Source organism: Streptococcus mitis SK575, from assembly GCF_000257865.1.
Taxonomy (GTDB): domain Bacteria; phylum Bacillota; class Bacilli; order Lactobacillales; family Streptococcaceae; genus Streptococcus; species Streptococcus mitis_CQ.
Map to the genome: position 1 here is coordinate 22,094 of NZ_AICU01000075.1, position 15,217 is coordinate 37,310.

The 15,217-nt window shown below is 42.9% G+C and carries 13 protein-coding genes and 1 riboswitch; of the genes, 6 read left to right on the forward strand and 7 right to left on the reverse strand.

What is annotated here, in order from left to right:
- Positions 1-25 precede the first annotated feature (25 nt).
- The 4 genes from spx to uvrA all read right to left on the reverse strand — a co-directional run bounded on the left by spx (position 26) and on the right by uvrA (position 7,508).
- Positions 26-424 (reverse strand): transcriptional regulator Spx, encoded by a 399-nt coding sequence (spx, locus tag HMPREF1048_RS09340; RefSeq protein WP_000591165.1) that lies wholly within the window; start codon positions 422-424, stop codon positions 26-28.
- Between the two features lie 135 nt (positions 425-559).
- Complete coding sequence (gene mgtA / locus HMPREF1048_RS09345; RefSeq protein WP_000858863.1) at positions 560-3,220, reverse strand: magnesium-translocating P-type ATPase; 2,661 nt, start codon at positions 3,218-3,220, stop codon at positions 560-562.
- A 194-nt stretch (positions 3,221-3,414) separates the two neighbouring features.
- Positions 3,415-3,565: riboswitch (M-box (ykoK) riboswitch) on the reverse strand.
- Between the two features lie 57 nt (positions 3,566-3,622).
- Positions 3,623-4,684, reverse strand: coding sequence for a M24 family metallopeptidase (locus HMPREF1048_RS09350; protein ID WP_001042880.1), 1,062 nt, complete (start codon positions 4,682-4,684; stop codon positions 3,623-3,625).
- Positions 4,677-7,508: an excinuclease ABC subunit UvrA gene (gene uvrA / locus HMPREF1048_RS09355; RefSeq protein ID WP_001152857.1), complete on the reverse strand. Its 2,832-nt coding sequence runs from the start codon at positions 7,506-7,508 to the stop codon at positions 4,677-4,679. The genes HMPREF1048_RS09350 and uvrA overlap by 8 nt, the downstream gene beginning before the upstream one ends.
- Before the next feature lie 131 nt (positions 7,509-7,639).
- On the opposite strand from uvrA, the gene HMPREF1048_RS09360 reads away from it, so the two are divergent.
- From HMPREF1048_RS09360 to HMPREF1048_RS09375, 4 genes are all read left to right on the forward strand, one after another.
- On the forward strand, positions 7,640-8,584 hold the full coding sequence (locus HMPREF1048_RS09360; protein ID WP_000815623.1) for a magnesium transporter CorA family protein: 945 nt from the start codon (positions 7,640-7,642) through the stop codon (positions 8,582-8,584).
- A gap of 11 nt (positions 8,585-8,595) precedes the next feature.
- Positions 8,596-9,273, forward strand: coding sequence for a DUF1129 domain-containing protein (locus tag HMPREF1048_RS09365; RefSeq protein ID WP_000078017.1), 678 nt, complete (start codon positions 8,596-8,598; stop codon positions 9,271-9,273).
- A gap of 141 nt (positions 9,274-9,414) precedes the next feature.
- A complete protein-coding gene (locus tag HMPREF1048_RS09370) occupies positions 9,415-10,449 on the forward strand; it encodes a S66 family peptidase (RefSeq protein ID WP_000255141.1) in 1,035 nt (344 codons plus the stop codon).
- 105 nt (positions 10,450-10,554) lie between these two features.
- Positions 10,555-10,818, forward strand: coding sequence for a SemiSWEET family transporter (locus HMPREF1048_RS09375; RefSeq protein ID WP_000166114.1), 264 nt, complete (start codon positions 10,555-10,557; stop codon positions 10,816-10,818).
- Between the two features lie 81 nt (positions 10,819-10,899).
- Here HMPREF1048_RS09375 and HMPREF1048_RS09380 read toward each other — a convergent pair whose 3' ends face one another.
- From HMPREF1048_RS09380 to mutL, 3 genes are read right to left on the reverse strand one after another with little or no spacing between them, the layout of a single operon-like run.
- Positions 10,900-11,463, reverse strand: a complete 564-nt coding sequence (locus HMPREF1048_RS09380) for a DNA-3-methyladenine glycosylase I (protein WP_000166610.1) — start codon at positions 11,461-11,463, stop codon at positions 10,900-10,902.
- Between the two features lie 9 nt (positions 11,464-11,472).
- The gene (gene ruvA / locus HMPREF1048_RS09385) at positions 11,473-12,066 is read right to left on the reverse strand and encodes a Holliday junction branch migration protein RuvA (RefSeq protein ID WP_000273417.1); all 594 of its coding nucleotides are present in this window, start codon (positions 12,064-12,066) and stop codon (positions 11,473-11,475) included.
- 15 nt (positions 12,067-12,081) lie between these two features.
- Positions 12,082-14,031 carry a DNA mismatch repair endonuclease MutL gene (gene mutL / locus HMPREF1048_RS09390; protein ID WP_000018206.1) on the reverse strand — a complete coding sequence of 650 codons (1,950 nt, stop codon included), beginning with the start codon at positions 14,029-14,031 and terminating at the stop codon, positions 12,082-12,084.
- Between the two features lie 206 nt (positions 14,032-14,237).
- Between mutL and HMPREF1048_RS09395 the strand changes: the two genes are divergently transcribed.
- Complete coding sequence (locus HMPREF1048_RS09395; RefSeq protein ID WP_000861975.1) at positions 14,238-14,678, forward strand: LytTR family DNA-binding domain-containing protein; 441 nt, start codon at positions 14,238-14,240, stop codon at positions 14,676-14,678.
- On the forward strand, positions 14,675-15,133 hold the full coding sequence (locus HMPREF1048_RS09400) for a DUF3021 domain-containing protein (protein WP_000743985.1): 459 nt from the start codon (positions 14,675-14,677) through the stop codon (positions 15,131-15,133). Before HMPREF1048_RS09395 ends, HMPREF1048_RS09400 begins: the two co-directional genes overlap by 4 nt.
- The last annotated feature ends 84 nt before the right edge of the window (positions 15,134-15,217 follow it).

The window sequence follows — 15,217 nt, forward strand, 5'->3', positions numbered from 1 at the left end:
TGGGAGTTGCTCCCAGCCTTGATGTTTATAGAGCTGCACGCAAACGTGCTTCTGCATTTTCTACATTACGGACAGAGCGTGGTAGGAAGGCACGAATATCGTCTTCCTTGTAGCCAACTTGTAGGCGTTTTTCATCCACAAGAATTGGGCTCTTTAAAATTCTCGGTGTTTCCATAATCAGATTGAGGACTTCATTGACACTCAAATCTTCAATATCCACTCCAAGGGCTTTGGCATAGCGATTTTTAGACGAAACGATGCTGGCTATTCCGTTATCTGTTTTTGTCAGAATATCCAGTAATTCTTCTCGCGTAATTCCTTCTTTACCAAGATTTTGTTCTTTATAACTTAACTGGTGGGCATTGAGCCAGGTTTTTGCTTTTTTACAGCTAGTACAACTTGAGACTGTATAAATTTTAATCATGTACCTACCCCTTTCGCTACATGTTACTATCAGTTTAGTCTATTATACCATAAAAAACATCCGACTTGCGACCTATTTTTAAATTTTTTTGACTTTTTTCGTCATTTTCGTACTTTTTTCTTGACAAAATGAAATTTACAGCCATTCTTGATATTTCTTGATATAGATTTTTTTCACAATTGTCACGCTAATCATATACAAAATAATGATGAAAAGTAAAAAGATGAAATAAATCGATTTTAAAGGAGTTAGATGGAGAAGGCTAGCTAGTGGACTGTAGGGAAGGAAGGTCACAAAGGCTGCAGCCAATAAGGTTGTCACAAGGACTAGCCAAGCTGGACGACTTTGTAAAAAGGGAATTTTAGCTGAACGCAGCATATGGATAACCATGGTCTGTGACCACATGGACTCGATAAACCAACCTGTCTGAAACAAGACAATAAATCCTACGGCAGACTCCGCTCCATGGACATAGGCTTGACCTGTCGTCATGGGTACAATGATAAAATAGAGCAAACTGAAGGTCAAAATATCAAAGGCAGAAGAGATAGGCCCCATCCAAACCATGAAACGTGTGATGGACTTGGCTTCCCAAGTATGCGGATTTCTCAAAAAATCTTTATCCACCTTGTCAAAAGGCAAGGCAATACAAGACAAATCATAGACTAGATTTAGTATAATCAAATGGACTGGTGCCATTGGTAAAAATGGCAAAAAGATTCCAGAGACCAATAGGGATAAGATATTTCCAAAATTAGAACTCACTGTCATTTTGATATATTTAGTCATATTGGCATAGACCTTACGCCCTTCAACAAGTCCTTTTTCAAGCACCATGAGATCCTTATCAAGTAGGATAACATCAGCTGTTTCTTTGGCAATATCTACTGCTGTATCAACAGAAATCCCCACATCTGCTACTTTCATAGAAGGAGCATCATTGATTCCATCTCCCATATAGCCGACAGCATGACCATTAGCCTTAAATTGCAAAATAATCCTTGCTTTTTGGTCAGGAGAAAGTTTGGCAAAGACTGTTACCTCCTCTACGGCTTGGGCCAATTCTTGATCACTCATCTGATCAATTTCAGACCCCAGCAGCATTTGATTGATATCCAAACCAACCTTTTCACAGACTGCTTGGGTAACTTTTTCGTTGTCTCCCGTCAAAATCTTTGTTTGAACTCCATGTTCTAACAGAGCCTTAATTGCTGGTGCTGCAGATGGTTTTGGTGGATCTAGAAAGGCTAAATAACCAGTTAGAATCATATCCCCTTCGTCATCAACTGTATAAGCATGATCTTCCCTCAAACCTGACTTATAAGCCACTCCCAAGACACGCAAACCTTGTTGATTGAGTTGTCTGACTTCTGCTAATATTTCCTCTCTAATAGCATCTGTCAAGGAAGTGATCACTCCATGGTATTCCGCATGACTGGAAATCGTCAACATTTCCTCTAAGGCACCCTTGGTCACTAAACTAACCACTTCGTTCTCATCCTTAACGATGACACTCATCCGTCTACGTTCAAAATCAAAGGGCAATTCATCTATTTTTTGAAAGGTTTGAGCCAGATTTTGCAAGAGGGCGTGTTCTTTTGCTTCCTTTTCAGTCCGTTTGATGATGGCTCTGTCCATCAAATTTTTCAAGCCAGTTTGAAAATAAGAATTGAGATAAGCTCGTCTCAAGACAGTCAAATCCAAGCGTCCGTGGATGTCCAAGGGATATTCTAGAACGATTTCATCTTGGGTTAGAGTTCCTGTCTTATCTGTACACAAAATATCAATCGCCCCTAAGTCCTGTATGGCATTGAGTTTCTTGATAACCACTTTTTCCTTAGCCATGATAATAGAACCTTTTGCTAGACTGGCCGTGATAATCATAGGAAGCATCTCAGGTGTCAGCCCGACACCCACACTCAAGGCAAATACGCCAGCTTCCAGCCAGTCGCCATCTGTTAAACCATTGGACAAGAAAACGATGGGCACCATGACCAACATCAAACGGATCAAGAGCCAAGAGATACTATTCATCTCTCGTTCAAACGAAGTGGGCTCGTCATAGGTGTTCAAAGTCTGCTCAATGGCCCCCATCATGGTATCATCACCAACCGCCAAAACCACAGCCTTGGCACTACCAGACAAGACATTGGTTCCCATAAAAGCCAAGGATTCGGCTTCGAGAAGACTATCAGATTGTTGAACTGTTGCCTTGGTCAAGGCCAATTTTTCAACAGAATCACTTTCGCCTGTCAAGCCAGACTGTTGTACAAAGAAATCGCGCGACTCAAATAAAAGAAGATCTGCTGGAATCATGTCTCCAGCGCTTAATTTAACCACGTCACCTACTACCAAATCATCGATAGGTACTTCTTGGATTTCTCCTTGACGAATGACTGTCGCTGTGTTGACAATCATTTTTGAAAGATTGGTGGCTGCCTTGTCACTGCGGAGTTCTTGGACAAATCGAATGCCTCCAGAAATGAGAACTAGGACAACAATGATAATGGAAGTCGTCGGATCCTCTTGACCTGGTTTTGCCAACCAGACATTGGTCACTAAGGAAATCACGGCGATAACCAGCAAGATGATTGTAAAAGGATTGATAATCGATTCGTAAATCTTTTTCAAAATCGAATCTTCTTGACCTTTGGTAATGGTGTTTTCGCCATATAGGTCACGATTTTTCTCCACCTGCTCCTCAGTCAAGCCTGTTAGGCTTGTCTTATAAAAAGATAGAGTTTCGTTTAAAGATGTCTGAATAGCTGTTGCTAATCTTTCTTTTGTAGTTTTCATTTGTCTCTCCTATCTGTATGAATGATGTGTTTCATACACAGAGACCAATCACTTTATAAGGGCAGAACGACACAAATCAGCGATTGGCTGTGTATGTGCGGTTCCGGATGGTCGTCAATTTGCATCGTTTATCTCCTTTCTTTGATTTAAACAGTAGAAAATCCCACCATAAAATGGCAGGATTAAAAAACTAATTATCTGTTTTTCGTTCAAGCTTTAACTCCATAGGGCAATGTAATGAGCTTAGTCTTGGCCTTCGCGACCAGGACTGTTGACCAACGAGTAGTGTCTCCACTGCTTTGCGGTAGTCATCCGTATCCCTATGGTAGCCTCACCTACCGTTTTCGTCTTTCAGTATAAACCTTTAAAATTTAAAAGTCAATCATTTGAGTTGTTTAACTCTTAAATAACTATCAACTCTTTTGGAGCTAAGGTCAACAATTCACAACCTGTCTCTGTAATCAGGATATCATCCTCGATACGAACGCCATATTTTCCTTCGATATAGATACCTGGTTCATCGGTCAAGGCCATACCTGCCTTAATAGTTTCTGTAGAAGTTTGGCTAAAGTAAGGCTCTTCATGGATATCCAGCCCAATACCGTGTCCGATACCGTGGGTAAAGTAGTCGCCATAGCCTGCCTCGATGATAATATCACGAGGAATTTTGTCAAAGTCTCGGAAACCTAATCCTGCCTTAGCCTGGTCAATCAAGGCTTGGTTGGCTTTCAAAACCGTATTGTAAATCTCTGCTTGCTCGTCGCTAACATGCCCTAGATAGATAGTCCGTGTCATATCACTGACATAGTGGTCATAAAGGCAACCGAAGTCCATTGTAATGGCTTCTCCTAGCTCCACTGGTTTGTGCATAGGATGGGCATGGGGTTTAGAAGAATTGATACCGCTAGCTAGAATCGTATCAAAAGATAAGCCAGATGCTCCCAACTCACGCATGCGGAAGTCAAGGAAGTTGGCAATCTCAATTTCAGTCTTTCCTGGCTTAATAAAGTCAAGCGCATCGCGGAAAGCTTGGTCTGAGATAGAACAAGCCTTGCGAATAGCTGCAATCTCCGCTTCATCCTTAATCATTCGAAGACCTTCGACAAACTGAGTTTGTGGAAGCAAGTCAATTCCTTCAAAGGCGGCCTGCATACGATGATAATAAGAAACTGAAATCTCATCTTCAAAACCAATTCGAGACAAACCCATGTCCTTGACAATGCCTGCAATGACAGCCAATTCATCACGGTCAGCCACAATCTCAAAACCACTGGTTTCTTGCTTAGCTGCAACGATATAGCGAGAATCTGTCACCAGGACCTGACGGTCACGGCTGATGAAGACTGTTCCGTTTGAGCCCCAAAAACCAGTCAAATAATAGACGTTTTTAAGGTTATTGATGATGATGCCATCTAGTTCTTTTTCTTGCATTTTAGCTAGAAATGCTTGTACGCGTTTATTCATGATGTAACTTTCCTTTCAAATACTGTCCTGTGTAGCTGGCTTCGTTAGCAGCTACTTCTTCTGGAGTTCCTGTTGCGATGATGGTTCCACCACCGACACCGCCCTCAGGTCCCAAGTCGATGATATGGTCTGCCGTCTTAATAACATCTAGATTGTGCTCGATAACAAGGACTGTATTGCCATCGTCGACAAAGCGAGCTAAAACCTTGAGCAAGCGAGCGATATCCTCAGTATGAAGCCCTGTCGTCGGCTCATCCAAAATATAGAAAGATTTTCCTGTTGATCGTTTGTGGAGTTCACTAGCCAACTTCATACGCTGGGCTTCTCCCCCAGAAAGGGTGGTAGCTGGTTGCCCTAGCGTTACATATCCCAGTCCCACATCCTTGATGGTCTGAAGTTTACGTTGAATTTTCGGAATATGTTGGAAGAATTCCACCGCATCGTTGACAGTCATATCCAAGACCTGCGAGATATTTTTTTCCTTGTAGTGGACTTCTAGGGTTTCACTGTTGTAGCGGGTTCCGTGGCAAACTTCACAAGCCACGTAAACATCTGGCAAGAAGTGCATCTCAATCTTGATGATCCCATCACCTGAGCAGGCTTCACAACGACCACCCTTGACGTTGAAACTGAAACGCCCCTTCTTGTAGCCTCGAATCTTGGCTTCATTTGTTTGAGCAAAAAGGTCACGTATATCGTCAAAAACTCCTGTATAGGTAGCCGGGTTAGACCTTGGCGTTCGTCCAATTGGACTCTGGTCAATGTCAATCAAGCGGTCTACATGCTCAATCCCTGTAATCTTTTTAAACTTACCAGGCTTATCTGAATTACGGTTGAGCTTCTGGGCAATAGCTTTTTTGAGGATGCTGTTGATTAAGGTTGATTTCCCTGAGCCCGACACACCTGTCACTGCGATAAATTTTCCTAGTGGGAAGCGAGCTGTGACATTTTGCAGGTTGTTCTCACGCGCTCCTGTCACTTCGATAAAACGTCCATTTCCTACACGGCGCTCGTCTGGTACTGGAATGGCACGTTTGCCTGACAAGTACTGGCCTGTGATAGACTTGCTGTTGCGAGCAACCTGTTTAGGCGTACCTGCGGCAACAATCTCCCCACCAAATACTCCCGCACCAGGACCAACGTCAATCAGATAATCAGCCTCACGCATGGTATCTTCGTCATGTTCCACTACTATGAGAGTATTACCCAAATCACGCATCTTTTTGAGACTGGCAATCAGACGGTCATTGTCCCTCTGGTGAAGACCGATTGACGGCTCATCCAAAATATAGAGGACACCTGATAGGTTAGAACCAATCTGAGTTGCCAAGCGAATACGCTGACTCTCACCACCCGAAAGGGTTCCTGCCGAACGTGACAGAGTCAGATAATTAAGACCCACGTTATTAAGGAAGGTCAAACGATCCTTGATTTCCTTGAGAATAGGCCGAGCAATGATGGCTTCATTTTCAGACAAGGTCAGCTGACTCACCAACTCCAAATGGTCTGCGATAGACAAATCTGAGATTTCACCGATATGTGGTCCTTGCTCGCCACCCACACGGACAGACAAAGCCTGATCATTGAGACGATAGCCGTGACAAGTTCCGCAGGTCAGCTCATTCATGTAGAGACGCATCTGGGTGCGCGTGTAATCACTGTTAGTTTCATGGTAACGGCGCTTGATATTATTGACAACTCCCTCAAAAGGAATATCGATGTCGCGCACGCCACCAAATTCATTTTCATAGTGGAAATGGAATTCCTTGCCATCCGAGCCGTAGAGAATCAAGTTTTTATCTTCTTCTGACAAGTCCTCAAAGGGCTTATCCATATCCACCCCAAAGGCTGTCATGGCCTGCTCTAGCATATTTGGATAGTAGTTAGATGAGATAGGATTCCAAGGCGCCAGCGCTCCTTCACGCAAAGTCTTGCTGGTATCAGGAACCACCAAGTCAACATCCACCTCCAGCTTGATGCCCAAACCATCACACTCACTACAAGAACCAAAGGGAGCATTGAATGAGAAGAGACGTGGCTCTAACTCTGGAACAGTAAAGCCACAAACTGGACAGGCATAATGCTCAGAGAAAAGCAACTCAGAATCGTCCATGGTATCAATAATCACATAACCTTCTGCGATACGAAGGGCTGCCTCAATGGAATCAAAGAGACGGCTACGAATGCCCTCCTTGATAACAATACGGTCAACCACGACATCGATATTGTGTTGCTTGCTCTTAGATAACTCTGGCACTTCGGTCACATCATAGACTTCCCCATCCACTCGGACGCGGACATATCCATCTTTCTGAATCTTTTCAATGACGCTCTTGTGTTGTCCTTTTTTCTTGCGGATGACAGGGGCTAAAATCTGCAAGCGCTGGCGTTCTGGCAATTCCAAGACCTTATCCACGATTTGCTCTACAGAAGAGGCCTTGATAGCCCCGTGCCCGTTGATACAGTAAGGCGTCCCCACACGTGCGTAGAGGAGACGCAGATAGTCATTGATTTCAGTCGTGGTTCCCACCGTCGAACGAGGATTTTTACTAGTCGTTTTCTGGTCAATGGAAATAGCTGGGCTGAGACCATCAATGGCATCTACATCTGGTTTTTCCATATTCCCCAAGAATTGGCGAGCGTAGGCTGACAAACTCTCCACATAGCGACGTTGTCCCTCCGCATAGAGGGTATCAAAGGCCAGACTGGATTTCCCTGAACCTGACAAACCTGTCACGACAACCAACTTGTCTCGCGGAATCTCCACATCAATATTTTTTAAATTATGGGCACGCGCCCCATGAATAACAATTTTATCTTGCATCTTTGTTCTTTCTAGTCCATTATTGCTTACCATTATACCAAAAAAAGTGAGATTCTATTACCCAAAAGGCCGATTTTATAGTATAATAGTACGGTGTGAAAAAATCTGAAAAATGAGAAAGGATAAGGGATATGAAACAAGTTTTTCTCTCTACAACAACTGAATTTAAAGAGATCGATACGCTTGAACCGGGTACTTGGATCAATCTCGTCAATCCGACTCAAAATGAATCACTGGAAATCGCTAACGCCTTCGATATCGATATTGCCGACCTTCGAGCACCGCTCGATGCGGAAGAAATGTCTCGTATTACCATTGAAGACGAGTACACCCTGATTATCGTTGACGTGCCGGTCACAGAAGAAAGAAATAACCGCACCTACTACGTAACCATCCCGCTTGGTATTATCATTACCGAGGAAACCATTATCACTACGTGTTTGGAACCATTACCGGTCCTCGATGTCTTTATCAACCGTCGATTGCGTAATTTCTACACTTTCATGCGTTCGCGTTTTATCTTCCAGATTCTCTATCGCAATGCAGAGCTTTACCTAACAGCCCTTCGTTCGATTGACCGTAAGAGTGAACAAATCGAAAGTCAACTGCATCAATCAACTCGTAATGAAGAATTGATTGAGCTGATGGAATTGGAAAAAACCATCGTCTATTTCAAGGCTTCCCTCAAAACAAATGAGCGTGTGATTAAAAAATTGACCAGCTCAACCAGCAATATCAAGAAATACCTTGAAGACGAGGACCTGCTTGAAGATACCCTGATTGAAACCCAACAGGCCATCGAGATGGCAGACATTTATGGAAACGTCTTGCACTCTATGACAGAGACCTTCGCCTCTATCATTTCCAACAACCAGAACAACATCATGAAAACCTTGGCCCTTGTGACCATCGTCATGTCCATCCCAACCATGGTCTTTTCTGCCTACGGGATGAACTTTAAGGATAATGAAATCCCCCTAAACGGCGAGCCAAATGCCTTCTGGTTAATCGTCTTTATCGCCTTTGCTATGAGTGTCTCGCTCACTCTCTATCTCATCCATAAAAAATGGTTCTAAGAGGAGTTCCTATGTCTCAGATTGATCTACAAAAATTAACAAAGAAAAACCAAGAGTTTGTCCACATCGCTACCCAACAATTCATCAAAGATGGGAAAACAGACGCTGAAATCAAGACTATTTTTGAGGAAGTTATTCCCCAAATCCTTGAGGAGCAAGCCAAAGGTACGACTGCTCGTTCCCTCTACGGCGCACCGACCCACTGGGCACACAGCTTCACTGTCAAGGAACAATATGAAAAAGAGCATCCAAAAGAAAATGATGATCCAAAACTCATGATTATGGACTCAGCTCTTTTCATCACTAGCCTCTTTGCCCTCGTCAGCGCCCTCACAACTTTCTTTGCGGCAGATCAAGCTTTCGGCTATGGATTGATTACCCTCCTCTTAGTTGGACTGGTCGGAGGATTTGCCTTCTACTTGATGTACTACTTTGTTTACCAATACTATGGACCAGATATGGACCGCAGTCAACGTCCACCTTTCTGGAAATCTGTACTAGTTATCCTAGCTTCTATGTTCCTTTGGTTGCTTGTCTTCTTTGCAACAAGCTTCCTACCAGCTAACCTTAACCCAGTACTTGCTCCATTGCCGCTGGCTATTATCGGAGCAGCCCTCCTAGCCCTTCGCTTCTATCTCAAGAAACGCTTGAATATCCGTAGCGCAAGTGCAGGACCAACACGTTATTAAGAGAACGATAAAAGCAACTGCAGATGCGGTTGCTTTTTCACTTACTTTTTTTGATTTTAAAGCATTCTTCTGAAATCCCACATGGTTTTCTCTCATCTTTTATGATAAAATAGGCTCAATCAATTTCTAGGAGGAAGAAATATGGTTTCTACTATTGGTGTTGTTAGTTTATCTAGTGGCATTATCGGAGAGAACTTTGTCAAACACGAAGTGGACTTGGGTGTTCAACGTCTCAAGAACCTGGGACTCAATCCTACCTTTTTGCCTCATTCGCTAAAAGGATTAGACTTTATCAAGGACCATCCTGAAGCTCGTGCAGAGGATTTGATTCATGCCTTTTCTGATGATAACATTGACATGATCCTATGCGCCATCGGTGGAGACGATACCTATCGCTTACTACCTTATCTTTTTGAAAATGACCAACTACAAAAGGTTATCAACCAAAAAATATTTCTTGGCTTCTCAGATACAACCATGAACCATCTCATGTTGCATAAACTAGGTGTTAAAACTTTTTATGGTCAATCCTTTTTAGCAGACATTTGTGAATTGGACAAAGAAATGCTAGCCTATAGCCTTCACTACTTTAAAGAATTGATTGAGACAGGAAGAATCTCAGAAATTCGCCCTAGCAATGTTTGGTATGAGGAACGAACTGATTTTAGTCCCAAAGCTCTGGGGACACCTCGTGTCAGTCATACAAATACTGGTTTTGAGTTGTTACAAGGAACTGCCCAGTTCGAGGGGAAAATCCTCGGTGGTTGCCTCGAATCCCTCTACGATATCTTTGACAACTCTCGATACGCAGATAGCACGGAGCTCTGCCAAGAATACAAACTTTTCCCTGACTTGTCAGACTGGGAAGGAAAGATCCTCTTGCTAGAGACAAGCGAAGAAAAGCCTGAGCCGGAAGACTTCAAAAAGATGTTACAAACTTTAAAGAACACTGGTATATTCAAGGTCATCAGCGGACTCTTGGTCGGGAAACCTATGGATGAAACTTTCTATGACGACTATAAAGAGGCACTATTGGATATCATTGACAGCAATATTCCAATTGTCTATAATCTGAATGTCGGCCACGCAACTCCGAGAGCAATTGTCCCCTTCGGAGTCCATGCCTATGTAGATGCACAGGAGCAAGTCATTCGCTTTGACTATAACAAAAAATAAATAGTGTCTCTATTTTTGTGCTTTTGTATTCGTTTTCGTTACAATTTGTATCTGAATTTATTGCATTTCGCTAATTTCTATGATATCCTTTTGAAGGAGGTGTATATGACAAAACAAAAAATTAATCGAATCGTAGGTTCTATTGGTGCCTTTATTGGAATCATAGTATTTATTGCCTACATTCCTCAAATTATCGCCAATTTACAGGGAAATAAAGCTCAACCATTTCAACCTTTATCAGCTGCTATATCTTGCTTAATCTGGGTTATTTATGGATGGACAAAAGAACCTAAAAAGGATTGGATACTAATCATTCCAAATTCAGCTGGTGTTATTTTAGGTGGAATCACTTTTTTGACTTCACTTTAACAAATCTAATAGTATGTATAAAAAGCTGAGATGAGTTTCTCAGCTTTTTCTCTATTCTCAAATAATTAAACGCTACACTCACTAACTTACGCTTTTCCATTCACAATCATTCTCGTGGTCATCAACTAGACCTGCAGCCTGTAGAAAAGACAAGACAGCGACTGGGCCTGTGAACTTGAAACCTCTTTTTTTGAGATCTTTGGCTAATTTCTCAGACAAGGGTGTTTTAGCTGGTGCTTGACGATAATCGGGAACATCGTTAACGACAGTTTTCCCCTCAACAAAAGACCAAAGATAGGCATCAAAAGAGCCACATTCTGCCTGTAACCGTAGAAAGGCTTGGGCGTTAGCGCGTGTAGCAAAAATCTTGGCTCTGTTTCGGATGATGGCTGGATTCTCCAGCAAGTTTTCCAATTCGGTGTCGGTCATCTCTGCGACCGCTTGAATTTGATAGCCATGAAAGGCTTCTCGGAAAGCTTGGCGTTTGTTTAGTACCGTTTCCCAAGACAGGCCTGCCTGATAGGTTTCCATACACAACAACTCAAACAATGCTTGGTCATCATGGAGAGGCTGCCCCCACTCCTCATCATGATAGGCAATGTAGAGCTGATTGGTCATCTTGACCCACGAACAACGTTTTGTCATGCTCTGCTCCTATTTGACCAACATTTTAAGGGCCGACTTGATATAGTTCTCAGCTGTATCTGTCGTTCCTTCAAAGAATTTCTTGATTTTCTTGAGCTCGGTTGCCTTGTAGCCCAGAGCCAACATTGCCTCCATAGCTTCTTCCAATTCTTGGTTTTCAGCGCTAGCTTGCACTGCCACTTTGGCAGGAAGATCATCTCCTGCAACTACTACCTTACCTTCCAAGTCCAACACCATCTGTTGGGCTGTTTTCTTGCCAATTTTAGGGAACTTAGTTAAGTAGGTGATGTTCTTGGTTTCAATGGCTTGAACCAAGCCAGCATTGTCATCAGCAGCGATAATAGCAAGAGCTGATACAGGACCAATCCCAGATACCGAAATCAGACTGAGAAAGAGCTTTTTCTCGTCTTCTGAGCGAAATCCATAAAGCAGATGGGCATCCTCACGCACAACCTGATGCACATAAATTTGAGCTTCTTGATTGACCTGTCCTGAGTAGGCATAAGGATTGGCCACATGCAGGATATAACCAATACCGTTGGTTTCAAGAACAATGTATTTGGCAGTAATTTTGGTAATAATTCCTTTTAAATATTCGTACATAGTTTTCCTTTTAGTTTAATATTTCCCCAGCTCACGGAGACTGGTGTGATTTTCCTGAATACGTCGGAACATCTTTTCCATATCCGACTTGGTAAAATGCACCAAAACAGGACGTCCGTGGGGACAGTTATAGGGATTGTCACATTGAGAGAGCTGATAAAGGAGCTGTCTAGCCGAATGGTCATCGATACGATGGTTGGCCTTGATAGATCGCTTGCAGGACATCATGATGGCTAGCTCTGCTCGGTATTTCTTGATCGAAACTTCCTTGGTCAAGAGTAGCATGTCACACATTTCATAGATGCCTGACTCGATTTCCTCCTCTGCCATCCAAATAGGATGTTCACGTAGGATAAATTGATTCTCTCCGTACTCTGCTAGAAAGACTCCAACTTCCTCTAAAAGAGGCATTCTTTCCTTGAGACGAAGGGTATCATCTGCTGGAAATTCAAAGATGTAAGGTACTAGGAGTTGTTGCTGACTCTGGTCAACATTGCCAATGCTTTCACGGTACTCCTCGTACTTAACCCGTTCCTGAGCCGCATGCTGGTCTATGATGTAAAGTCCATCTCGCCCTTGGGCAAAGAGATAAGTCCCGTGCATTTGCCCGAAAAATTCCAACTCTGGGAAGCTTGAAGATTCTTCTCGCTCCAGCTTGTCATAAGCCTTATCCAGACTGGTTAAATCTAGCTCTGGGTGATCTAGCTGGTCGTAGTTAGCAGGCTTTCTCTCTGCAAAATGCAGTTTTGCTGGTTTGGTCAGCTGATCCAAGGTTTCCTTGGCAAATAAAGTTAAATCCTGTCCTTCATCAGTCAATTCTACCTGATAATCAGCTACTTCAGCTTGACTAGGTCTTGTCGGCTCAGTTTTCTCATAGTAGAGCGTATTTTCTTTGAGTGGAAGAATGGTTTGCTCCACCTTCTCACGATTGCGCACAGTCGATTTGGCAAGATTTTCCAAGGCATCTGGAATCAAGGTTTGTTCCTTGAGACTATTTGCAATAGCTTCTGAAACTAGGGTCATCAGTTCTTTTTCCTTGGAAATCCGCACTTCTTGCTTGGTTGGATGCACATTGACATCCGCTAGATAAGGGTCGATATGAATGTGAATGACAGCCAGTGGAAAACGGCCTACCATGAGCTTACTGCCATAACCGTCAAGAATAGCACGATTGAGTAAAAAGTTCTTGATATAACGGCCATTGATGAAGAGACTGATATAGTTGCGGTTGGCTCTAGTTAACTCAGGCAAGGACACAAAGCCAGAAATTTCGAAATCAAGGTCAGAATTTTCAATTTCAATCATCTTCTTGGCACTCGCCAAACCGTAAATCCCTGCGATAGCTTGGCGCAGTTGACCAGTCCCTGCTGTTCGCGTCATTTCCTTGCCATCACTAATCAAACTAAAAGAAATCTCTGGATGGGCCAAGCCCAGACGGTTGACAATATCAATGATATGAGACAACTCCGCCTGCTGACTCTTCATATACTTGAGGCGGGCAGGCGTGTTGAAGAAGAGATCCTCTACACAAACCTTGGTTCCCACAGGACTGGTCGCTGGGATGATTTCTTCTACTTCTCCTCCACGCGCGACTAGCTTGGTTCCGTGACTTGCACCCTCAACTGCTGTCAAAAGAGTTAAAACGCTGACGGATGCGATAGACGGCAGAGCTTCACCACGAAAACCAAGCGTCCGAATCCGAAAGAGGTCTGCTTGATTTTTTATTTTACTGGTCGCATGGCGACGCAGGGCTAATTCTACTTCATCGTGGGCAATTCCATGACCATTATCTGTGATTTGAATTTTCTTGAGACCTGCTTCCTCAATCTCAATGATAATCTGACTAGAGCCCGCGTCAATGGCATTTTCTACCAACTCTTTGACCACACTGGCAGGACGTTCAATGACCTCTCCTGCCGCGATCTGGTTTGCCAGCACCTCTGGCAATTCAATAATATGAGACATTTTTCAGCCCCTTTCTGTATCTGTTTTCCTAGAAATTGATTAGTGCTATTATACCACATTTCAGATAGGACAGAAAAGTAAGCACCACATAGGAGCCAAATCCCTCCACATAGACAAAGTCCCTTGCAAGGGGCTGAAAAATAGTGTTTAATAAAGATATACAGGAAGTGATCACAACCTTGTATAACTAAAAAGGAGAGAAATTTATGAAAGTAGAACTACAGATTAGTGAAACTTACAAGGAGGAAAAGCTGATTATCCAAGCACCTCAAGAGACCGAAAAAGTCCAGAAAGTCATCGAGTTCGCAGAAAATCTGGACCGAACAGAAACAATCAAAGGGAAAATCGAGAATCAGGTCTATCTAGTTAAGATTGGTAAGATACAACGCTTCTATATCGAGAATCGGAAGGTTCTAGCAGAAACGGCGAGTCAGACCTACAACATTGATTTGCGACTCTATCAAGTTCTTGAACTCTTGCCAAGCAATTTTATCCAAATTTCCCAATCAGAAATCATCAATATCGATTCCATCTCTCATCTCAAGCTCACCCCCAACGGCCTAGTAGAAATTTTCTTGAAAAACGAAAGCTTCACCTACTCTTCACGCCGTTATCTAAAAACCATCAAGGAGAAATTAGAACTATGAAAAAACAAATCTTCCACGACGCAGCTACTGGTGTCCTCATCGGCCTCATCCTCTCTATCATCTTTTCACTCATTTATGCACCAAGTACCTACGCCCCGTTAAGTCCCGACTCTCTCATCGGACAAGTGATGACTCAACATCAAGTTCACGGTGCCCTGGTATTGCTCTACTGTACACTTATTTGGGCAGCCATCGGTATTCTCTTCAACTTTGGCAACCGCTTATTCAGCCGTGACTGGAGCTTGCTCCGTGCAACTCTGACCCATTTCTTCCTCATGCTGGCTGGCTTTGTCCCACTAGCAACCCTAGCAGGTTGGTTCCCCTTCCACTGGATTTTCTACCTCCAGCTCATTATCGAGTTTTCGATTGTCTACCTCATCATTTGGACTATTTCCTATAAAAGAGCATCAAAAAAAGTAGACTATATCAATCAACTCTTGAAGCATAAAAAGTAAGAACCTCATAATAAGCAAATCCGAGAAAGAAACTTCTCGGTTTTTCTTTATCCTGCTGCACCTTATACTCAATGAAAATCAAAG